Raw genomic sequence first — 21,385 nt, forward strand, 5'->3', positions numbered from 1 at the left:
GCTGCGGTGTGCCGATCCGCTCGGCGAGGATGATGCGATTGGTCGCTAGAGCTTGGCGTTTGGCGTTGCTGTTCGGACTGGCCCTGTCAGGGGCCTGGGGTCCGGCCGCCGCGTCGCCGGCGCCGCACGAGCGCCCCGGCCATGGCCACGGCGACGATCCCGACGCCCATGTGCTGGTGCTGGGCCGGATCAGCGACGATCCCAAGGCCCACTACGAACAGCTCAAGCCGCTGCTGGACTACGTGGTCCCGCGCATGGCCGAGGTCGGCATCCGCGAGGGCCGGATCCTGATGGCCAAGGACGCGCAGCAGATGGGCAGCTATCTGCGCCGCGGCCGGGTCGACTGGGTCAGCGAGACCGCCGGCACCGCGATGCTGCTGAACCAGCGCGCCGGCGCGCTGCCGCTGCTGCTGACCGAGCGCGACGGCGTGAGCCATTACCACAGCGTGTTCTTCGCCCGCCGCGACAGCGGCCTGCGCTCGCTCGACGACCTCAGCGGCCACAACGTCGCGTTCCAGCGCCCGTCCTCGACCAGCGCCTACTTCGTGCCCGCCGCGACCTTGCTCGAGCGCGGGCTGCGCCTGGAAATCCTGCTGTCGCCGACCGACCGCATCAACCGCGGCGCGGTCGGCTACCTGTTCGCGCGCTCGGAACTCAACATCGCCACCTGGGTGCACAAGCGCCTGGTCGATGCCGGGGTGATGAGCAACCTGGACTGGGACAATCCGCGCCGGGTGCCGGAGGCGTTCCGCGGCGATCTGGTCCTGATCGGCCGCAGCGCCGACTACCCGCGCGCGCTGGAGCTGGTGCGCCCGGGCCTGGATCCGAAAGTCAGCGCGCGCCTGCGCGAGGTGCTGCTGGAGGCGGCCGGCGATCCCGATGCCGGCGAGGCGCTGCTGCGCTTCTTCAAGACCACCCGCTTCATGCCGGTCGACCCGGCCTCGCAACGCGCGCTCGACCGCATCGGCCACGGCGTGGCGCAGGTGCGCGCGGAGGTGGAATGAAATCGCCGCGCGGCCTGCAGGCCAAGTTCCTGTCGATCATGGGCCTGGCCCTGCTGGTGGTGGCGGTGCTGATCACCCTGTTGCTGCTGCGCCAGGAGCGGATCCAGAGCGCGGTGGTCGGGGTCAGCCGCGACGCGATGCGCGACAGTTTCGTCGCCAGCCTGCGCCGCCACGGCGAGGGCGAGGTGGCCCAGCTCGCCGGCTCGCTGACCAACCCGCTGTACTACTTCGACCTGGACGCGATCGGCGAACTCGGCCGCGCGGCGATGGCCAACCCCGGCGTGCGCTACGTCGTGGTCTACGACAACGACGGCAACATCGTCCACGACGGCAGCGAGGCGATTCCGAGCTACGGCAAGCGCATGGACGATGCGATGGCGGCGCGGATCGTGGCCTCGCAACGCCTGCTCGGGCAGTGGGACGAGAACACCTTCGACGTGTCCGCGCCGATCAAGATCGGCCAGCAGCGCCTGGGCGGGGTGCGCGTGGGCTACGACCTCAAGGCCATGCGCGCCTACCAGGACAGCGCGCTGGACGAACTGCGCCAGCGCCTGGACGCGCTCGGCCGGCTGCAGTTGCTGTGGGTGGGACTGCTGAGCCTGGGCCTGCTGGCGCTGGGCGCGGCGATGCTGTGGCTGATCCAGCGCTGGCTGGTGCGGCCGATCCGCGATCTGGCCGAGGCCGCGCACGCGATCGAGGACGGCCGCTTCGGCCAGTTCGACGATTCCGACGCGGCCCGCCACAACGACGAAGTCGGCGACCTGATGCGCGCCTTCAGCCGCATGAGCCAGTCGCTGGCGCGCCACGACCGCGACATCCGGCGCATGGCCTACACCGATTCGCTGACCGGGCTGGCCAACCGGCTGGCGTTCCGCGAGGCGCTGGACGCGCGCCTGCAGCAGCTCGACGGCGGCCACGGCCAGCTGGCGCTGCTGTTCGCCGACATCGACGACTTCAAGCGGGTCAACGACACCCTCGGCCACGACGCCGGCGACGAGGTGCTGTTGCAGTGCGCGCAGCGCATCGCCGCCACGGTCGAGCGGGTCGGCGGCGACAGCGCGTTGCTGGCGCGCTTCGGCGGCGACGAATTCGTCATGCTGGTGCAGGGCCGCGGCGAGGCCGGCCGCCCCGACGCCGCGCGCGAAGTCGCCACCCGCCTGGCCGAGGCGTTGGTGGCCGAACTCGGCCAGCCGATCGCGGTGCACGAGCGCCAGGTGTTCCTGGGCACGTCCATCGGCGTGACCCTGTATCCGGAAGACGCCGCGGGCGCGACCTCGCTGATGAAGAACGGCGACATCGCCATGTACCAGGCCAAGGTCGCCGGCAAGAACTGCTACCGCTTCTACAGCCGCGCGATGGACCAGGCGGTGGAGCGGCGGGTGCAGCTCGAACACGCGCTGCGCGGCGCCTGGGACCGCGGCGAACTGAGCCTGGCCTACCAGCCGGTGTACCGGCTCGGCGACGGCGCCATGGTCGGCGCCGAGGCCTTGCTGCGCTGGAAGCATCCCGAGCAGGGCCTGATCGCGCCGTCGGTGTTCATCGACGTGGCCGAGCAGAGCGGGCAGATCGAGACCCTGGGCCCGCAGGTGCTGCGCGCGGCCTGCGAGGACGCGGTGTCGTGGCAGCGCGCGCGCCCCGATGCCGAGCCGCTGTTCGTCTCGGTCAACGTCTCGCCGCGCCAGCTGCGCAATGGCGACCTGCCCAACGTGGTCGCCGCCTGCCTGCAGGAAACCCAGTTGCCGGCCTGGCGGCTGCACCTGGAGCTGACCGAGACCGCGGTGATCGGCGACGAAGTCCACGCCAGCGCGTTGCTGTCGCGGCTGCGCGCGAGCGGGGTCAAGGTCTGGCTGGACGATTTCGGCACCGGCTTCTCCGGCCTGAGCCACCTGCGCCGGGTGCCGGTGGACGGGGTCAAGATCGACCGCAGCTTCATCGCCGACGTGCTGCGCGACCCCGACGACCTGGCCCTGACCACCGCGATCATCGCCATGGCCCATTCGCTGGGCGTGATCGTGGTGGCCGAAGGCGTGGAGAAGGAAGGCCAGTACGCGGTGCTGCGCGAGCGCGGCTGCGATCTGGCGCAGGGCTATTGGCTCGGGCACCCGGTGCCGGCGGCGGAGTTTCTGGCGCAGTTGCCTTGAGGCGAGGAGTGAGCGGAGAGAAGTGAGGAGTGAGCAAGAGCGAAGGCCTGCTTTCGCTCACTTCTCACTTCTCTCCGCTCACTCCTCGTTTTCAGCCCAGCTTGTCTTGGGCCAAAGCGACCCACTCCGCCACGGCCTGCACCAGGCTGCCGGAGAGGATGCCGAACACCACCACCGCCGCCGCGCCCGCGGCCCAGGCGATCAGCATCAGCTTGCCGTCGCGTTCGAGCAGGGCGAAGGCGAACAACAGCAGCAGCGCGCCGAACAGGAAGTTGGTGAACGGAATCGGCAGCGACAGCAGCACGCCGACCAGCACCAGCAGCAGGCCGGTGCAGGCGCTGGCGGCGCGATGGTCGAGCACGGCCGGCAGGCGCGGGCTGACGAAGCGTTCCAGCCGGGTCAGCCACGGCGCCAGCAGGTTGCGGAACTTGCCCAGCGCGCTGCGGTGCGGGCCGCGCCGGGCGATGAAGCCCGGCAGCCACGGCTTGCGCAGGCCGATCAGCAACTGCAGGCCGACCAGGATCACCAGCGGGCCGCTGACCGCGCCGCCGACGCCCGGGATCGGGATGAAGGCGGGCAGGGTGGAGACGAACAGCAGCATGCCGAACGAGCGGTTGCCGAGGCCGTTGAACACGTCGCCGAACTTGACCGCCTCGTCGGGATCGCCGGCGGCGATGGCGTCGAGCAAGGCGCGCGTGCCGGCCTCGTGCGCGGCGCCCGCGCCGGCGCGGCGGCGCGCGCCGCCGTCGCCGCGCCCGGGCGGGTCGCGATCAGCCGCTGGTGGCGTCATCGTCGCCGGATTCCGCGGGCTTGGCCTGCTGCGGCTGCAGCAGCAGCTTGTCGATGCGCGGGCCGTCCAGGTCGATCACCTCGATCCGCCAGCCGGCCCAGGCGAAATGCTCGCCCACGTGCGGGATCCGGCCGAAGTGGGCGATGACCATGCCGGCGACGGTGTTGAAGTCGTGCTCGTCCTCGTTCGGCAGGCGGCCGCCGACGACTTCGCGCAACTCCTCCACCGGCAGCGCGCCGTCGACCAGGTAGCTGCCGTCCTCGCGCTGCACCACCGGGCCGGGCTGGTCGTCGGAGTCGGCGTTCTGGACCCGGCCGATGACCGCGCCGAGCAGGTCGTTGACCGTGATCAGGCCGGTGACGTCGCCGTATTCGTCCACCACCAGCGCCACCGATTGCTGTTCCTCGCGGAAGATCTCCAGCAGCTTCAGCGCGTGGGTGGACTCGGACACGAACAGCGCTTCCTTGAGCTGGCCGAACAGGTCGGGCACCCGGCCCTGGACCAGATCGGCCAGCAGCGCCTTGGCCTCGAGCACGCCGAGCACGTCCTGGTCGCTGCCGCGGTAGACCGGGAAGCGCGAGAACGGCGACTCGCGCATGATCGCCAGGTTCTCCTCCCGCGAGGCGGACGCGTCGAGCCAGGCGATGCGCGTGCGCGGCGTCATCAGGCTGTCGGCGGTGCGGTCGCCGAGGCTGAGCACGCGGTTGACCATCTTGCGCTCGTCGGCGTCGATCACGCCCTGCTCGTGGCTTTCGCTGACCAGCAGGCGGATCTCCTCTTCGCTGATCTCGCTGCGGGCGTCGTCCTTGATCCCGAGCAGGCGCAGCACGAAGCGGTTGATCGCGCCGAGCGCGCGCACGACCGGGCTGGCCACGCGGGTGATGGTGTACAGCACGACCGCCACCGTGCTGGCGATGCGTTCGGGATTGGTCAGCGCCAGCCGCTTCGGGATCAGCTCGCCGAAGATCACCTGCGAGGCGGTGATCAGCGCCATCGCCGTGCCGATGCCGATCGGACGGGCGTACTGGGCGAAATCGCCGGTCAGCACGTGGCTGAGCCAGCCGGCGATGACCAGGCCGATCGACTCGCCGCCGAAATAGCCGGTCAGCACGCCGATGCCGGTGATGCCGATCTGCACCGAGGACAGCAGGTTGTCGGGCTGTTCGGCCAGCGCCAGCGCGGTGCGCGCGCCCTTGCTGGTCTCGGCCATTTGCTTGAGCCGCAGCTTGCGCGAGGTCATCAGCGCCATCTCCGACATCGCGAAGAAAGCGTTGAGGACGATCAGGGCCACGACGATCAGAAGTTCCAGCATCGGCAGCGCCTCCTGTGGCCGGTGGACCCTCGCAAGGGCGATTCACGGAAAGGGGCGGTGCGGTGCGCGAGGGCCGGCAGGGCGCGGCCGGGCGGCGGTTTTGGGTCGTCGTCCATTGTGTGGTGCGTGAAAGGAAGGGTCGCCGCGGCCGCCGCGCGGAGCGGGGGACGGGGCGGGGCCGATCTTAGCAGGCCCGTGCGGCGCCCTTTCGTGAAAGCCGGGCCGGCGCGCGGAACCGCCAACTCGGTGCGGGTCCGTACCGTACTGGGGACGCCCGGATGGCCCGTCAAGGTGGGCGGGCCGTCGTCAAACCGTCATAATCGCGCCCGCACGCCCCGTTCCGGCCCTCCGGCGCGGTGGCGCGCGGCGCCGGCCCGGCCGGTCGCCGACCCCCATTCGAACCCGCCGGACGGCCTCGCCGCGACCGGCCCAGAGGCTCCCCGCATGTTCTCCCTGCAGACGATTTTCGGCCAAGGCAACCAGTTCTACACCCTGCTGGAGGAAGCGGCCGTCGCCGCCCACGACGCGACCAAGGCGCTGCACGAGATGCTCAAGGCCGCCGACCGCCAGCCGGCGCTGGACGCGTTCAAGCTGGCGCGCCAGCGCGAGCGCGAGACCTCCGACAAGATCAGCCAGGAGCTGGTCGACAGCTTCATCACCCCGATCGAGCGCGAGGACATCGAGGCGCTGTCCTCGGCGCTGTACAAGATCCCCAAGCAGGTGGAGAAGTTCGCCGACCGCTACTCGCTGGCGACCCGCCACCTGGAGCACATCGACTTCGCCCCGCGCGCGGCGATGCTGGAACAGGCCGCCGACGTGGTGGTGAAGATGGTCCACCAGCTGCGCCACCTGAAGCTGGAGCCGATGAAGGCGCTCAACGACCAGCTGCGCGCGCTGGAGAACGAGGCCGACCGGCTGATGCTGGAGCTGTACCGCGACATCTATTCCGGCCAGCTCGACAACCTGCAGATGTTCCTGCTGAAGGAGTTCTTCGAGATCCTGGAAAAGGCCATCGACCGCTGCCGCGAGGCCGGCGTGGTCGCCTACCAGATCGTCCTGAAAAACTCCTGAGGCGCGCGCGATGCTTACGCTCGTCCTGGTGGTGATCCTGGCCGCGTTGATCTTCGAATACGTCAACGGCTTCCACGACACCGCCAATTCCATCGCCACGGTGGTGGCGACCAAGGTGCTCTCGCCGATGCAGGCGGTGATGCTGGCGGCCTCGACCAACCTGGTCGGCGCGTTGTGGGGCACGGCGGTGGCCAAGACCATCGCCTCGGGCCTGATCGACGCCGGCGTGGTCGAAGTCGGTTCGCAGCTGCTGCTGTGCGCGCTGCTCGGCGGCATCATCTGGAACTTGATCACCTGGTGGCTGGGCCTGCCGTCCTCGTCCTCGCACGCGCTGATCGGCGGCCTGTGCGGCGCGGCGATCGCCGCGGCCTCCAACAACTGGCACGCGGTGGTGTGGTCGCACCCGGCCGAACCGATCTGGAAGAGCGCCGGCGTGCTGTGGAAGGTGATCGTGCCGATGTTCACCTCGCCGGTGCTCGGCTTCGCCGCCGGCTTCCTGGTCATGGGCGTGCTGTTCGCGCTGATCTCCGCCATGGCCGCGAGCGGCGGCGTGCTGCGGCGGATCGCGCGGCCGCGCTGGGTCAACGGCTTCTTCGGCAAGGCCCAGCTGCTCAGCGCCGCCGGCATGGGCTTCGCCCACGGCATGAACGACGCGCAGAAGACCATGGGCATCATCGCCCTGGCCCTGATCAGCGCGCAGCAGGCCGGCACGCTCGACAACCTGCCGGCGTGGCTGGCGTTCCTGCATCCCTCGCCCGGCGCGATCGCCCACAACGACATCGACACCTGGATCAAGCTGACCTGCGCGATCGTGATGGCGGCCGGCACCGCCGCCGGCGGCTGGCGCATCATCAAGACGCTCGGCCACAAGCTGGTCAAGCTGCACCCGATCCACGGCTTCGCCGCCGAGACCAGCGCCGCCTCGGTGATCATGGCCGCGTCCTCGCTGGGCATTCCGGTCTCGACCACCCACAACATCTCCGCCGCGATCATGGGCGTGGGCACGGCCAAGCGCTTCAACTCGATCAAGTGGACCGTGGTCGAGAAGATGATCTGGGCGTGGATCCTGACGATCCCCGCGGCCGGCGGCATCGCTTACGGGCTGTTCGAGCTGATGCGGTTCATGGGCTGGATCTGAGCCCCGGCGCCGGATGCGAAAAAGGCCCGCGGATGCGGGCCTTTTTCGTTTTGTGGGAGGGCCTTCAGGCCCGATGCTTCCGGCTCGGGTCGCGGCGAACCGAAACAAGAGCATGAAACAAGAGCATCGGGCCTGAAGGCCTTCCCACGAATCGCTCAGAGCAGATCGCCGTCCGCCGACAGCACCCGTTCCATGCGGTCGCCGACGCCGCCGATTTCCATCACCAGGCGCTGCAGCTCGGCCGCGTCCAGGGTCTCCAGCGGGCGGTTCTCGCACAATTGCAGGTAGGGCACGCCGTCGAGGTTGCCGATGGCGAGATAGCCGACGTGGCTTTCCCAGTTGAACGCGAGCGCGCGGCGCGCGTCCAGGCCGGTGGTCGGGGCGATCGCGGTGCTCACCCGCAGGAACGCGCGGCCGTCGTCGTCCTCCTGTTCGGACAGGAAGATCGACTGGTGGCGGGTGCCTTGTTCGAGCGAGAGCTCGACGCAGATCACGCTGTCGTGGACGGACAGGCGGAATCCGGCCTGGGTCAGATGCTTGTGGATACGGTCGAACTGCATGGGGGCGACTCCTGCGCGCAACAGGGCATATGCTACCGCGATGGACAGCGAAACTGCCGCCGAACGCATCTTCGCCGCGATCCGCGCGATTCCGCGCGGCGAAGTCGCCGGTTACGGCGAGGTCGCGCGCCGCGCCGGACTGCCCGGACGCGCGCGCCTGGTCGCGCGGCTGCTCGGCCAGAACGAGGACGCCAGGCTGCCCTGGCACCGCGTGCTGCGCTCGGACGGCCGCATCGCCTTCCCGGAGGGTTCCAAGGGCTGGCGCGAACAATCCCAACGCCTGCGCGCGGAAGGCGTGAAGGTCGAGAACGGGCGGGTGCGCGGGCAGCGCGCGGCGCCGAGCGTGGACGAACAGATCTGGGGGCCGCCCGAGTAAGCGCCGCGCCGGCGCCGGCCACGCGCCGCGAACGAACGGCCGAACGCTTCTGCACCGAGCGCACATTGCAGCGCAGCCGGTTCGCGTCGCGGTCGCCGCGCGCGCAGGCGCGGCCCGGCGTCGTCGCGCGACGCTGTACGCCGAGGTATCGCGCGGCCCGCGGGGTCCGTGACGCGATGCATTTTTAAAAGTGCCTGACGGCATCGCAATTTGTGCATCGATAAATCGTTTCCAGCGCATGGACAGCGCTTGCGCGCGCTCCTAGGTTGTTGTCCGCGGCCTGCGAACGCATCGCCGCCATCGCACGGCCCGCGCGTTCGTGGTGTACCGGAGCGCGGACCGCCGGCGATGTTCCTGCTGCGCAAATGCAGCATCACGCGGGTTCAACATCGGGGTTGCAAGCGGCGCCGCAGGCGTCGCGGCGGGACGTTCGCGCATCGCGTTTTCGGGCCGGGGGGGCTCGTGTGATTCAGGCCGTTCGCAGCCCAGGCTGCGGACGGCCGCGCGGCGGGCGTTCGGCGGGCCCCTCACACTCAGGAGACGTGCATGAATCGTCGTCGGATCTTGTCGCTGGCCATCGGTGCCTCCATCGCTTGCGTTGCGCTGCCCGGACTGGCCGCGGAACTGCTGACCGTGGACCGCCCGATCGAAGGCCGCTACATCGTCGTACTGAAGGAACAGGCCGCCACCCTTTCCAGCCAAAGCAGCCGCGGCGTGGGCAACATGCCCGCGGTCGCGCGCGGCATCGCCGGCCAGCACCGCGCCAAGCTGCTGCGCAGCTACGAGCACGCGCTGCGCGGGTTCGTGGTCGATGCCGACGACGCCGCGCTGTCGGCGCTGCTGAAGGATCCGCGCGTGGCCTTCGTCGAAGAGGACGGCTACATGTCGGTCTCGGCGACGCAGAACAACGCGACCTGGGGCCTGGACCGCGTCGACCAGCGCGACCTGCCGCTGAGCACCACCTACACCTACGACACCGACGCCACCGGCGTGCACGCCTACATCGTCGACACCGGCCTGCGCGCCGACCACAACGAATTCACCGGCCGCATCGGCAACGGCTTCTCCTCGGTCGCCGGTGATCCGAGCACGACCGACTGCCACGGCCACGGCACCCACGTCGCCGGCACCGTCGCCGGCACCACCTGGGGCCTGGCCAAGAAGGCGACCGTGCATCCGGTGCGGGTGTTCGGCTGCGGCTCGACCGCGCCGAATTCGCAGATCATCGCCGGCATCGATTGGGTCACCGCCAACCACGTCAAGCCCGCGGTGGCGAACATGAGCCTGGGCGGCCCGGCGTCGGCCGCGACCGACACCGCGGTCAACAACCTCATCGACGCCGGCGTGGTCGCGGTGGTCGCCGCCGGCAACGGCAACATCGACGCCTGCACCGAGTCGCCGTCGCGGGTGCCGCGCGCGATCACCGTCGGCGCCAGCGACCGCAACGACGCGCGTTCGATCTGGACCGGCAGCCAGGCCTCGAGCTGGGGCACCTGCCTCGACCTGTTCGCGCCGGGCACCTCGATCGTCTCCGCCGGCATCAGCGGCGCCACCTCGACCGCGACCATGAGCGGCACCTCGATGGCGTCGCCGCACGTCGCCGGCGCCGCCGCGCTGTACCTGGCCACGCATCCGAGCGCGACGCCGGCCGAAGTCGCCACCGCGATCGTCGACAACGCCACGCCGGGCAAGATCACCGACCTGCGCGGCTCGCCGAACCGGCTGCTGTACTCGTTGTTCTCCGGCGGCCCCGGCCCGGGCAACAACCCGCCGACGGCGAACTTCAGCTCCTCGGCCAGCGGCCTGACGGTGAACTTCACCGACAGCTCCAGCGACAGCGACGGCAGCATCGCTTCGCGCAGCTGGAACTTCGGCGACGGCACCACGTCCACCGCGACCAACCCGAGCAAGACCTACGCCGCGGCCGGCACCTACACCGTCAGCCTGACCGTCACCGACGACGACGGCGCCACCAACACCAAGACCGCCACGGTCACCGTCGGCAGCGGCGGCGCGCAGACCTACACCAACGGCACCGACGTGGCGATCCGCGACAACGCCACGGTGGAGAGCGCGATCACGGTGTCGGGCCGCAGCGGCAACGCGCCGACCAACGCGCAGGTCTCGGTCAACATCATCCACACCTACCGCGGCGACCTGAAGGTCGACCTGGTCGCGCCGGACGGCTCGCTGTACAACATCAGCAACCGTTCGGGCGGCAGCGCCGACAACGTCACCGGCACCTTCACCTTCAACCTCTCCAGCGAGCCGCTCAACGGCGCGTGGAAGCTGCGGGTCAACGACAACGCCTACCTGGACACCGGCCGCATCGACACCTGGAGCATCACCTTCTGATCGAGGCCCGCCGGGCCCGGACCCGCGGGTCCGGGCTGCCGCGAGGCCGCGATGTGGAGCGTTGCGAAAACCCCGGCTTCGGCCGGGGTTTTTTTGTCGCCGCAGCGCCGGCAGGGCGCCGCGCGGCGATTTTCTGAACCGCCTGCACGCTCTGCACGCCGCGCTCACCTCGATGGGGCGCGGGCGCGGCTACCATAGCGCCCGATTCGAGGAGTCGCGATGGTTTCCAGGCTTTTTTCCAGCATCCCGTCGGTCACGCGCAAGCTGCTGATCGCCAACGTGGCCGTTTTCCTGTTGCAGTCCATCGCCGGCGCGAGCGAAGCCACGCGCGCCTGGCCGCTGTGGTTCGAGCTGTGGCCGTGGGTGCCGGCGCCGTACGAGGTCGACGGGCCCGGCTTCATGCCGTGGCAGTTGCTGACCTCCGGCTTCATGCACGGCGGGCTCGGCCACCTGGTGTTCAACATGCTCGCGCTGGTGATGTTCGGCGCGTCGATCGAGCACGAATGGGGCGCGCGGCGCTACGCGATCTATTACGTCGTCTGTTTGCTCGGCTCGGCGCTGCTGCAATTGGCGGCGGCCACCTATGCCATCTACCAGGGCCAGCTGATCCTGACCCTGGGCGCGTCGGGCGCGATCTACGGCCTGCTGCTGGCCTACGGGGTGATGTTCCCGAACCGCAAGGTGACCCTGCTGCCGTTCCCGATCGTGCTCAAGGCGCGCACGCTGGTGATCGTGTACGTGGTCGCCTCGCTGTTCTACGGCGTGTTCACCACCGGCACCGGCGTGGCCCACTTCGCCCATCTCGGCGGCATGCTGGTGGGCTGGCTGCTGATCCGCTGGTGGCGCTCGCACCCGCCGCGCGGCGGCAGCGGCGGCCCGCGCCGCGACCCGCGCGCCGAGGCGCTGCGCGCGCGGCGCAAGGCGTCGAAGCTGCGGCTGGTCAAGTAAGCCGCGACGGCTGCCGTTGTAGGAGCGACGCGAGTCGCGACCGCGACAACTCACCTACGCCGCAACTTGCGCGGCGGTTGCGTCGTCGCGGTCGCGGCTTGCGCCGCTCCTACAAAAAGCACCCCGCTCAGAAACCGGGGCGCAGCCGCACCTGTTCCAGTTCCTTCTTGACCGAGCGCCAGAACAGCGTCGGAGCGATCCAGGTGTAGGCGCAGAACAGCAGCCAGCCGTACGAGATCGGGCCGACCCATTGCGCCAGTCCCTGCTGCGGCAGCGCGATCAGGGCGATGCGGTAGATCAGGAACATGCCCAGCAGCAGCAACACCATGCGCGTGCGCGAGCCGGCGCTGAGGAAGCTCTGCAAGCGCCACCACAGGCCCAGCAGCGGGCTTTGGCGCGCCTTGACCGCGGCCATCAGGGTCAGCGCGTCGGCGTCGGTGGGATCGATCTGCAAGGCCCAGGCGGCGTGCTCGCGGGCGCTGTCGGCGCGGCCGCGGGCGAGTTCGCAGTGGCCGAGCACGCACAGCGCGTCGAGGTGTTCGGGATGGCCGGCGAGCACCTCGCGCGCCAGCCGCTCGGCTTGCGCGCGGTCGCCGCGGCGCAGTTCCAGCCAGGCCAGCAGGGCGGGGTAGTCGGGATCGTCGGGGTCGAGCGCGCAGGCCCGGCGCGCCTGCTCCAGCGCCTGCGCGTCGCGGCCCCAGGCGCGGTAGAGGCGGGCGAAGGCGTCGGCCACCGGCGCCGCCTCCGGCGAGCGTTCGCGCGCGGCCTGCAGGTGCGCTTCGGCCTCGGCGTAGCGGCGCTGCGCGGTCGCCGCGCTGGCCGCGGCCAGGTGCGCGAACGCCGACTCGGGCGTCAGCTCCAGCGCGCGCCGCGCCTCCAGCGCGGCCGCGTGCAGGCGCTTGCGCTTGACCAGGCACAGCGCCAGGAACGCGTGCGCGTCGCTGTGGTCGGCGTCCTCGCCGAGCAGGCGCAGCAGCGCGTCGATGGCGGCGTCGATCTGGCCGTGCGCGTAGTAGCGCTCGGCCATGCGGTACAGCGCGTCGTGGCCGAAGGCGCTCATTGCAGCGCCGCCCGCAGCAGCGGCGGCAGCGCCGACAGGTCGAGCGCGCCGCGTCCGACCACGGCCAGCAGGATCGTCAGCGGCATGCCGTTGCGCGGCTCGCCGCCGTAGTGCTCCCAGATGTCGAAGGTGCGTTGCTGCATCAGGTACAGCGCGTAGGCCACCGCGACCTTGAGCAGCAGCACCGACAGCAGCGCGTACTGCGCCGCCGCCGGCGTCAGCCAGCCCGCGCCGACCGCGACCGTCACCGCGATCACCAGCGCCGGCGCGCCGAGCAGGCTGAGCGCGACGCAGCCCCATTCGCGCGTGCGGGTCGGGCTGCCGAGCGCGGCGGAATTGAACGCGAACCAGGCCAGGCCAAAGCCGCCGCCGGCCAGCATCAGGGTCAGCAGCGGCCACAGCGGATCGGTGGCGTAGCGGCTCAGGCCCGACGGCAGCGGCTCGTCGGGCAGGCGGTACAGGGCGCGTTCGGCCATCAGCCGGCTCCGTGGCGTTTGAGGAAGTCCAGCACCTCGTCGTACTGGCCGCCCTGGTTGGCGTAGCGCGCGTGGTTGCGCGCGGTGGTCAGCCATTCCAGGGTGGTCGCGCGGGTGTCCTTGAGCGCGGTGCGCAGGTGCTGCATGGTCAGCGGCGCCTCGCGGCCTTGTTCGATCGATTCCTCGATCGCCTCGTCGACCGCGGTCTCGACCAGATGGCCGAGGTCGGCGCCGGAGTAGCCCGAGGTCAGCCGCGCCAGTTCGCCGGCATCGATGCCGTCGGCCAGCGGCCGTTCGCGCAGCAGCAGTTGCAGGATCGTGCGCCGCGCCGGTTCGTCCGGCGGCGGCACGAACAGCACCCGGTCGAAGCGGCCGGGACGGCGGAACGCGGCGTCGACCGCCCACGGCACGTTGGTCGCGCCGAGGATCAGCACGCCGCTGTTGTTCTGGGCGAAGCCGTCGAGTTCGGTCAGGAACTGGCTGACCAGCTTGGCCGCGCCGGCCTCGCGCGAGTGCTGGCGCTTGCCGCCGATGGCCTCGACTTCGTCGAAGAACACCACCGCCGGCGCCTGGCGGCGCGCGGTCTCGAAGATCGCGTGCAGCTTGCGCTCGGATTCGCCGATGTACATGTCCAGCACGTCGGTGATGGCGACGTTGAAGAAGCGCGCGCCGCATTCGCCGGCGGTGGCGCGGGCGAGCAGGGTCTTGCCGCAGCCGGGCGGGCCGTACATCAGGATGCCGCCGCCGGAGCGGCGCTTGAAGCGCTCGAACAGCGAGGGCTTGAGGAACGGGGTGACGATGCGGCGGCGGATCTGCTGCTTGACCTCGTCCAGCCCGCCGACCTGGGCGAAGTCGATCCGCGCCTGCGCCGGTTGCAGCAGGCGGACCACGTCGTCGGCGTCGGTGTCGTCGTTGGCGATGCTGGTCTGCGCGCCGGGGCCCGGCGCGGGCCGGCGCGCGGCGGCGAGCGAGATCACCTTGCCGCTGAGTTCCGACGCCAGCGCGGCGTCTTCCAGCGCCGGATTCAGCGCGATCGCGCGTTGGTAAAGCGCGCGAGCTTCGTCGCGCGCGCCCTCGCCGAGCTTCAGCCGCGCCTGCGCGAACAGCGCGGCGGCCGAATCGGGCGCGGCGACGGCGAGCGCGCGCGCGTCGTCGCCGGCGCGCAGCAGCAGCGCCAGCGCGGCGTCGCGCTGGGCCGGATCGGCGAGCAGGGCCGGACCGGACAGGTCCAGCGCGCGGCCCAGCGCGGCGGCGTCGGCCGCGCCCAGGCAGGCGTCGACCACCAGCCGGGCCAGCGCCGGATTGTCGGGGCCGGCGGCGAGCGCGGCGAGCAGGCCGGCGGTGGGATCGTTCGGTGGCGTATCGGGCATGGCGGCATCCGGGCCGGAGCGGAGCGGGTGAATGGAGCGGATCGAAAGAGCGGATCGGTGGAGCAGGGGAGCGATGGAGTGGGGGGCAATGGAGCGGGGGAGCAATGGAGCAGGGGAGCGATAGGGTAACCAACCGCCGCGCGTGGCGGCGACGGCGCGCGAGCGCTGCGCCGCTCACGATCCTAACGCGACCGCAGTTGCGGTTTCGCGCGGCCCGCGCCTACAGTGCGCGCTGTGGCCGCGGCATGCGCGCGCGGCCGACCCTCCTACCGATTCCACGCCCGCCCGCCGCGCCGGCCACGCCGCCGCGCGCGCGGCCTAAGGACCCAGGCCGCCTCCGCCATGATTTCCAGCCCGCAAGACTCCGCCGCGCAACACGCCGCGGCCCGCGTCCGCGATGCCGTGCACGCGGCCACCACCGGCCTGATCGAACGCGAGCAGTTGGCCGAACTGATCGTGCTGGCGGCGGTGGCGCAGGAGCACCTGTTGATCCTCGGTCCGCCCGGCACCGCCAAGAGCGCGGTGGTGCGGCGGGTCGCCGCGGCGTTGGGCGGGCGTTATTTCGAATACCTGCTGGGCCGCTTCACCGAGCCGTCGGAACTGTTCGGCCCGGTCGACCTGCGCCGGCTGCGCGAGGGCGTGGTCGAGACCGACGTCAGCGGCATGCTGCCGCAGGCCGAGGTCGCCTTCCTCGACGAAGTGTTCCTGGGCTCGACCGCGATCCTCAACACCTTGCTCGGCGTGCTCAACGAGCGCCGCTTCCGCCGCGGCCACACCCAGATCGCGTGCCCGCTGCGGGTCTGCGTCGGCGCGTCCAACGCGCTGCCCGACGACGAATCGCTGGCCGCCTTCGCCGACCGCTTCCTGCTGCACCTGTTCGTCGAGCCGGTGCCGGACCACCAGCTCGAAGCCTTGCTCGCCGGCGGTTGGCAGGCCGAGCGCCTGGCCTTGTCGCACCAGGCCGAACTGAGCGACATCGACGAACTGAGCCGGCGGGTGCCGGCGGTGGCGATGGAACGCGCGCGCGGCGCGCTGGCCGATGCGATCCGCAAGCTGCGCGGCGCCGGGCTGAGCCTGTCGGACCGGCGCATCGTCAAGGCCCAGCGCCTGATCGCCGCGGCCGCGGTGCTGGCCGGGCGCGACCACGCGACCGAGGCCGACCTGTGGCCGCTGTTCTACGTGCTGCCCACGCGCGAGGCGCAGGTGGCGGCGCAGGATGTGCTGCGCGATTCGCTCGCCGCCGCCGCCAACCCGACTCTGCGCGCGGCGGTCGAGCATGCCGCGTTGCAGCCGGTGTCGCGGGTCGCGCGTTTGCTCGAAGCCGCGCGCGCCTGCCTGGCCGGCCCCGGCGACGCGCCCGGCGCGGGCGTGATCGCCGAGGCCTTGCTGCGCGAGATCGACGCCAACTTCGACGCCGACGCGTTGCCGGCCGAACTGGCCGCCGAACGAGCGCGCCTGGCCGAGCGGGTGTCGGCGGCGGCATGAAGTGGTCGTGGGGCCCGGAGCCGGAACCGCCGCCGCCGCAAGGCGCGGCCGGAGTCGGCCGCGCCGCGTCGCGCGCGCTGCTGGCCGCGCTGCAGGCGCTGGAGCCGGCGCGGCGCGGCGCGCTCGCGCTGACCGCCAACGCCGACGTGCTGGTCGCCACCGGCCCCGGCGACGCGCTGCCCTGGTGCGAGGGCGTGCTCTACATCGCCCCGCGCGAGCCCGCGCCGGCGCTTTGGCTGCCGACCACCCAGCGCCCGCGGTTGCCGCTGGACCTGCTGCAGCGCGCGCTGGCGCGGCGGCATCCGCAATCGCCGCTGCTGATGCTGCGCGAGCCGGCGCGACTGGTGCCGTTGCATCGCGCGTTGCCGGCCAGCGACGAACTGATCGCGCAGATCCGCGCGCGCTGGCAGGACTGAGCGCATGCGCCTGCCCGCGACCCTGACGCCCTGGCGGCCGTGGCTGGACTGGTTCGACCCGGACCTGGCCGGCGCGCTCGGCGAACTGTTGCTGCGCCTGCATCCGCTGCTGGGCGCGTTCCGCCTGCGCGCGCAGAGCGGGCAGCTGGAACCCGAAGGCATCGACGACCTGCGCCGGCGCGGCAGCTACGAGCGCCTGCTGCTGAGCGAATGGGCGCTGGCCGACGCCGCGCCGGAGGAATTCGACCGTCGCGCCGCCGGCGGCGAGCACCTGTTCCTGAGCCCGAAGCTGGTCGCGCGTCAGGCCGATGCGCTGACCGTGGCGGTGTTCGACAGCGGCCCGGCGCAGCTGGGCGCGCCGCGGCTGCTGCATCTGGCCTTGTGGATTTTGCTGGCGCAGCGCGCGCAGGCGGCCAAGGCGCGGTTCGCGTGGGGCGTGCTCGGCATTCCCGGCGAACTGCACGAGGCCGCCAGCGCCGACCGCTTGCGGCAACTGCTCGATGCGCGCGCGTGGCGGTTCCGCGCCGACGCCGGCCATGCCGGCTCGAGCGCGGCGCGCGCGGCGCTGGAACAGCAATGGGCGCAGCACCTGGACGCGCTGGAGCCGAGCCCCGGCGAACGCTGGTCGATCGGCGCGCCGGGTCCGGGCCACGGGCTCGGCCACCGCGTCGGCATCGGCGCGGCGCAGGCGGGCGAACTGGCGGTGACGGTCAGCGCGGCGCGGGCGCGGCGCGAGGCGACCCTGGCCTTGCCCGATCCGGCGCGCGCGACGCGCTTGCTGCGCGGGCAGTTCGTGCTGGCGCGCGGCTCGAGCCTGGCGCCGCTCGTCGAGCACGACGGCGAGGTGCGGATCGTGCGCATGCGCAAGCGGATTTCGCTCAAGCAACCGCCGCTGTTCTCGGCCGACGGCCACGACGTGGCGGTGCCGCTGCTCGACGGCGCCGCGGCCTATGTGCAGCGCCTCAGCGGCAAGCGCCGGCTCGGCATGCCGACCCTGGTGCGCTGGGGCCCGGCGCGTTCGCTGCTGGCGGCGACGATCCACAAGCACCAGTTCGGCGGCGCGGTGGCGAGCGCGGCCGGGCTGGTGTTCTGGTCGCTGAGCGGTTTCAGCCACGGCGACCGTCCCGACGCGCTCAACAGCGCGCCCGGACAGGGCCGCTGGCTGCCGCTGACGCGGGTGCAGCCCGAACGCCAGGCCTACGACGCCGCGCCGGCGGCGGAACTGCTGATGCTGGCCGGCGGCAAGCTGTGGCGCTGGCGCCAGGACGCCGACTCCGCGCGCGCGGCCAGTTTCGGCAACGGCCCGTATTCCGAAGACGTGCTGGCGTTCGCGCCGATGCACGGCGCCTGGGTCGATTACCTGCGCGTGCGCGACAGCGAACTGCAGATCTGCTGCACGCGCGCCGGTTTCGGCGGGCAGATCCTGGCCAAGGCCGAGTGCGCGGGCACGCCGCTGTCGGCGTGGCTGCACGCCGAGCGGGTCGATCGCCGCTATCTGCGCACCGCCGCGGTGGAACTGCGCATCGGCGGCCACGGCGGCGACCGCGCCGGCCTGTGGCGGGTGTTGCAATGGCTGGAGCAGGACAAGACCGCCGATTTCGAGATCATCCTGCCGAGCGAGTGGAAGGTGATCGGGGTCGACGCCGGGCCCGAGGGTGCGGCCGCGTTGATCGCGATCAACCCCGACCGCACCGCGGTGCTGGCGATCGGCGAGAAAGAGCGCCGCACCCTGTACCAGTCGGCGACCCGGCTCAGCGTCGGCAGCGTCGCCGGCGGCGGCGAGACCATCGCCCTGATCGATCTCGACGGCCGACTGGTGGTGTTGCACGAACGCGGCGCCAGCACCACGATCTACGCCGGGGGGAGCGCAGATGAGTGACGCGCACGGCGCGCAGGTGCGGTATCCGGTATGGCGCGGCCAGCAGGCCGTGGCCGGGCTGTGGCTGCCGGCGGACTTGCTCAACGCGCAACAGCGCGGCGAACGCCTGCTGCATTGGTGGGCGCCGGGCTGCCGCGCCTGGCGCTTCGACCGCGGCCCCGCGCGCGGCGACCTGCTGCGCTTCGAGGCCGAACGCGCGCTGCACTGCGACGACGCCGGCGGCACGCCGCTGTGCCGGATCGGCGCGCACGGCCTCTACGCCGGCCCGCTGACCGCGGCCGAACGCGAAGGTCTGGCGCCGGCCGACGTGCATCTGGTGCTGGGCGGGCAGTCGCTGGCGCTGGATCTGGCCGACGGCGAAGCGCTGGACCCGTCGCTGGCGATCGAACTCGACGACTACGCCCTGCACGACACCTTCGTCTGCGACCGCGCGCTGCCCAAGCTGCAGCCGGACAAGATCGCCGGCAAGGCGGTGCGCGAACTGCTCGGCGACCGCATCGCGCCGCCGAGCGAGGAGCGCCAGCGCTTCCTGCGCGCGCTGGGCCGCAACCGCGACGATGCAGGCAACGACAAGCCGGGCCTGCTGGAACGCGCGACCGGTGCGCGCGACGGCGCCGCCGCGTGGTTGCTGCGCCGCTTTCCGGGGCTGGGTGTCGGCTTCGGCGGCGGTGGCGGCGCGGGTGGGTTCGGATCCGGATTCGGATTCGGATCCGGCGCCGGCGTGGCCGACGCGACGCCGTCCGGTGCCGCCGGCGGCATCGCCCAGCGCCGCAACACGGTGCTGCCGCAGCGCTGGCGCGCCGCGCTCGCGCGCATGGCCGCGGCCAGCGGCGCGGCGCGGCTGATCGGCCTGCGCCAGGGCGCCTACCTGCGCCGGCTGCTGGAACAGTTCGACCACGGCGATACCCTGGAAGCCTTGCGCCACGCGCTGCCGATCGACGGCGACGACGCCGGTTCGCTCGGCCAGTCCTTCGGCACGCCGGGCCGCCGCGACGACCTCAGCCTGAGCGCGCAGCGCAACGTCGGCGCCAGCATCGGCGCGGGCCACGACATCCGCGAACTGCTGCGCCAGCGCTACCGCCGCGCGTTCGAGCGGCTCGACGGCGCGGGCAAGATCGACGAAGCGGTGTTCGTGCTGGCCGAGTTGCTCAACGCGCGCCAGGAAGCGCTGGACTATCTGGTCAAGCACGGGCGCGCGGCGCAGGCCGCGGAACTGGCCCTGGGCTGGGACATGCCGGCCGACGCGATCATCCGCCTGCTGATGCTGGCCGGCGACGTCGAGCGCGCGACGCTGGTGGCGCGCCGCGACAACGCCTTCGCGACGGCGCTGGCGCTGCTGGAAGGCGCGTCCGGACATCGCGCGCACGCGCTGAGCCTGCGCCGCGAATGGGGCCGCGCGCTGGCCGCGCAAGGGCGCTGGCTGGACGCGGTGGAAGCGGTGTGGCCGGACCCGGATTCGCGCGAACAGGCCGCGCGCTGGCTGCAGACCGCCGAGGCCGGCGGCGCCGAACTGTCGGCGCGCGCGCTGGTGCGCCGCGCCGCGCTGCTGCCCGACACCCTGCAGCACTACGCCGGGCGCGTCGCCGAACTGACCGACCCGGACGCGCCGGCGGCGCCGCGCGAAGCGCTCGGCCAGGCCCTGGCGACGATCGCGCACGCGCAGCGCAACCAGGCGCTGGCGCGGATCGCCGCGCGCGCGCTGCCGGCGCTGGCGGCCGACCGCGCCGGCGGCGCCAACGCGCTCGAACGCGCCCAGCTCGACCGCATCCGCGCGCTCGCCGCGGATCCCTGGCTCGACGCCGACCTGCCCGCGTGGGGCGTGCCGCCGACGCCGCCGGCGCTGCCGCTGTGGGAACGCCGCGCCGCGCTCGAGGCGAGCCTGCAGGCCGATCCCGGCCTGCAGGCGCCGCTGGATCTGGCCGCGCTCGGCGACGGCCGCTGGCTGGCCGCGTTCGGCGAAGCCGGCGCGGCGATGTTCGACGCCGCCGGCCGCTGCCTCAAGCGCTACGCGGCGCCCGCGCACCGGCTGGTGATCGGCGACAGCGGCGAGGTCGCGCTGGCGCTGGCGCGGCGCGAATCGGTCTGGCGCATCGCCCGGCTCGATCTGACCGGACACCGCATCGAAGATCTCGGCGCGTTGCCGCTGCAGTTCTTCGCCGACCGCTTCGACGGCGTCGCCTGGGCGGCGGTGTCCGGCCAGCGCATCGTCGCCTTCGACGCCGGCCCGGTGGGCGAGGGCGGACGGCCGCTGCAGGTGCTGTGGAGCGTCGGCGACCTCGGCGGCGACATCGTCCAGGCGCGGTTCCTGCGCCACGACGAACTGTTCCTGGTCGCCGGCCGCGGCGTCACCACGGTCTGGCATTACCGCACCCATCCCAGCCGCGGGTTGGTCTCGCGCGAACCGGTCGAGGTGCCGGCGCACGGCTGGATGCTGCTCGACCCGCACAACACCGTCGACGACGTCGTCATCGCCGCCAACGAAGACGGCGGCATGCGCTTCTCGTTCCGCTTCGGCGGCCGCAACTGCGCGATCGACCTGGAACCGCCGGAACCGGTCGGCGGCGAATGCGAGAGCTCGCTGATCCCGCTGGCGCGCGGCTTCCTGGTGGTGCTGCACGGCGTCTACCGGATGCGCGCCTACCTGATCCGCCGCGGCAACGACGAGGCCGCGCGCTGCGTGGCGCGGATCGACTGGCCGCAGGCGCGGCTGCGCGCGCGCGAGCAGGCCGACCGGCTGGTGCTGTTCGACGACGAAGGGCGGGCGATGTCGATCGGGGCGGAGAGCTCGCAGGTGCGCAGCGTGCAGTTGCGTTGAGGTCGCCGCAGTCGGGTGTTCCCCGGTAGCAGCGGCGCGAGCCGCGACCGCGGCAACACAGTGCGTCGAACACCGCGTCTAGGCTGCGTTGGCGCGGTCGCGGCTCGCGCCGCTCCTGCAGGTGGCTTCAGGCGGCCGCAAAGAAAAAGCCCGGCAGGCGCCGGGCTTTTTCGTTATCCGCCAACCGCG

The 21,385-nt window shown here is 72.1% G+C and carries 17 protein-coding genes and 1 pseudogene; 12 read left to right on the forward strand and 6 right to left on the reverse strand.

Annotation, left to right across the window (positions count from 1 at the left end):
• Positions 1 to 32 precede the first annotated feature (32 nt).
• Both JHW41_RS08325 and JHW41_RS08330 read left to right on the forward strand, forming a co-directional pair.
• Complete coding sequence (locus JHW41_RS08325) at positions 33 to 1,004, forward strand: phosphate/phosphite/phosphonate ABC transporter substrate-binding protein (RefSeq protein ID WP_078998974.1); 972 nt, start codon at positions 33 to 35, stop codon at positions 1,002 to 1,004.
• Positions 1,001 to 3,145 carry a putative bifunctional diguanylate cyclase/phosphodiesterase gene (locus JHW41_RS08330; RefSeq protein WP_250449602.1) on the forward strand — a complete coding sequence of 715 codons (2,145 nt, stop codon included), beginning with the start codon at positions 1,001 to 1,003 and terminating at the stop codon, positions 3,143 to 3,145. The genes JHW41_RS08325 and JHW41_RS08330 overlap by 4 nt, the downstream gene beginning before the upstream one ends.
• A gap of 91 nt (positions 3,146 to 3,236) precedes the next feature.
• On the opposite strand, the gene JHW41_RS08335 is transcribed toward JHW41_RS08330, so the two are convergent.
• Both JHW41_RS08335 and JHW41_RS08340 read right to left on the reverse strand, forming a co-directional pair.
• The gene (locus JHW41_RS08335) at positions 3,237 to 3,935 is read right to left on the reverse strand and encodes an exopolysaccharide biosynthesis protein (RefSeq protein WP_250449603.1); all 699 of its coding nucleotides are present in this window, start codon (positions 3,933 to 3,935) and stop codon (positions 3,237 to 3,239) included.
• Entirely contained in the window at positions 3,916 to 5,247 is a 1,332-nt protein-coding gene (locus JHW41_RS08340) for a hemolysin family protein (protein ID WP_057948339.1), read from the reverse strand. The genes JHW41_RS08335 and JHW41_RS08340 overlap by 20 nt, the downstream gene beginning before the upstream one ends.
• A 444-nt stretch (positions 5,248 to 5,691) precedes the next feature.
• Between JHW41_RS08340 and JHW41_RS08345 the strand changes: the two genes are divergently transcribed.
• The 3 genes and pseudogenes from JHW41_RS08345 to JHW41_RS26625 form a co-directional block, all read left to right on the forward strand.
• Complete coding sequence (locus JHW41_RS08345; RefSeq protein WP_057948338.1) at positions 5,692 to 6,318, forward strand: DUF47 domain-containing protein; 627 nt, start codon at positions 5,692 to 5,694, stop codon at positions 6,316 to 6,318.
• Between the two features lie 10 nt (positions 6,319 to 6,328).
• Positions 6,329 to 7,456, forward strand: coding sequence for an inorganic phosphate transporter (locus JHW41_RS08350; protein WP_057948337.1), 1,128 nt, complete (start codon positions 6,329 to 6,331; stop codon positions 7,454 to 7,456).
• Positions 7,457 to 7,469: 13 nt separating this feature from the next.
• Positions 7,470 to 7,544: pseudogene (locus JHW41_RS26625) on the forward strand (hypothetical protein); the annotation flags it as partial.
• 67 nt (positions 7,545 to 7,611) lie between these two features.
• On the opposite strand, the gene JHW41_RS08355 reads toward JHW41_RS26625, so the two are convergent.
• A complete protein-coding gene (locus JHW41_RS08355) occupies positions 7,612 to 8,016 on the reverse strand; it encodes a hypothetical protein (RefSeq protein WP_078998955.1) in 405 nt (134 codons plus the stop codon).
• Here JHW41_RS08355 and JHW41_RS08360 point away from each other — a divergent pair.
• The 3 genes from JHW41_RS08360 (at position 8,015) to JHW41_RS08380 (ending at position 11,695) form a co-directional block, all read left to right on the forward strand.
• Positions 8,015 to 8,392 carry an MGMT family protein gene (locus tag JHW41_RS08360; RefSeq protein ID WP_428995475.1) on the forward strand — a complete coding sequence of 126 codons (378 nt, stop codon included), beginning with the start codon at positions 8,015 to 8,017 and terminating at the stop codon, positions 8,390 to 8,392. The two genes, JHW41_RS08355 and JHW41_RS08360, sit on opposite strands and share 2 nt — an antisense overlap.
• Before the next feature lie 546 nt (positions 8,393 to 8,938).
• On the forward strand, positions 8,939 to 10,747 hold the full coding sequence (locus JHW41_RS25950) for a S8 family serine peptidase (protein ID WP_284499537.1): 1,809 nt from the start codon (positions 8,939 to 8,941) through the stop codon (positions 10,745 to 10,747).
• Positions 10,748 to 10,966: 219 nt separating this feature from the next.
• Positions 10,967 to 11,695 carry a rhomboid family intramembrane serine protease gene (locus JHW41_RS08380; protein WP_057948334.1) on the forward strand — a complete coding sequence of 243 codons (729 nt, stop codon included), beginning with the start codon at positions 10,967 to 10,969 and terminating at the stop codon, positions 11,693 to 11,695.
• Between the two features lie 127 nt (positions 11,696 to 11,822).
• On the opposite strand, the gene JHW41_RS08385 is transcribed toward JHW41_RS08380, so the two are convergent.
• From JHW41_RS08385 to JHW41_RS08395, 3 genes are read right to left on the reverse strand one after another with little or no spacing between them, the layout of a single operon-like run.
• Positions 11,823 to 12,755 (reverse strand): tetratricopeptide repeat protein, encoded by a 933-nt coding sequence (locus JHW41_RS08385; RefSeq protein ID WP_057948333.1) that lies wholly within the window; start codon positions 12,753 to 12,755, stop codon positions 11,823 to 11,825.
• Complete coding sequence (locus JHW41_RS08390; protein ID WP_250449605.1) at positions 12,752 to 13,231, reverse strand: hypothetical protein; 480 nt, start codon at positions 13,229 to 13,231, stop codon at positions 12,752 to 12,754. Before JHW41_RS08390 ends, JHW41_RS08385 begins: the two co-directional genes overlap by 4 nt.
• Positions 13,231 to 14,601 carry an ATP-binding protein gene (locus JHW41_RS08395; protein WP_250449606.1) on the reverse strand — a complete coding sequence of 457 codons (1,371 nt, stop codon included), beginning with the start codon at positions 14,599 to 14,601 and terminating at the stop codon, positions 13,231 to 13,233. The genes JHW41_RS08390 and JHW41_RS08395 overlap by 1 nt, the downstream gene beginning before the upstream one ends.
• 342 nt (positions 14,602 to 14,943) lie before the next feature.
• Here JHW41_RS08395 and JHW41_RS08400 point away from each other — a divergent pair, with 342 nt between their 5' ends.
• The 4 genes from JHW41_RS08400 to JHW41_RS08415 are packed head-to-tail and all read left to right on the forward strand — an operon-like array spanning position 14,944 to position 21,196.
• Positions 14,944 to 16,086: an AAA family ATPase gene (locus JHW41_RS08400; protein WP_078998953.1), complete on the forward strand. Its 1,143-nt coding sequence runs from the start codon at positions 14,944 to 14,946 to the stop codon at positions 16,084 to 16,086.
• Positions 16,083 to 16,502, forward strand: coding sequence for a hypothetical protein (locus JHW41_RS08405; RefSeq protein WP_250449607.1), 420 nt, complete (start codon positions 16,083 to 16,085; stop codon positions 16,500 to 16,502). Before JHW41_RS08400 ends, JHW41_RS08405 begins: the two co-directional genes overlap by 4 nt.
• Positions 16,503 to 16,506: 4 nt before the next feature.
• Positions 16,507 to 18,381: a hypothetical protein gene (locus JHW41_RS08410; RefSeq protein WP_250449608.1), complete on the forward strand. Its 1,875-nt coding sequence runs from the start codon at positions 16,507 to 16,509 to the stop codon at positions 18,379 to 18,381.
• Positions 18,374 to 21,196, forward strand: coding sequence for a bpX6 domain-containing protein (locus JHW41_RS08415; RefSeq protein ID WP_250449609.1), 2,823 nt, complete (start codon positions 18,374 to 18,376; stop codon positions 21,194 to 21,196). The genes JHW41_RS08410 and JHW41_RS08415 overlap by 8 nt, the downstream gene beginning before the upstream one ends.
• Positions 21,197 to 21,385: the final 189 nt, after the last annotated feature.

The organism is Lysobacter enzymogenes (genome assembly GCF_023617245.1).
Taxonomy (GTDB): domain Bacteria; phylum Pseudomonadota; class Gammaproteobacteria; order Xanthomonadales; family Xanthomonadaceae; genus Lysobacter; species Lysobacter yananisis.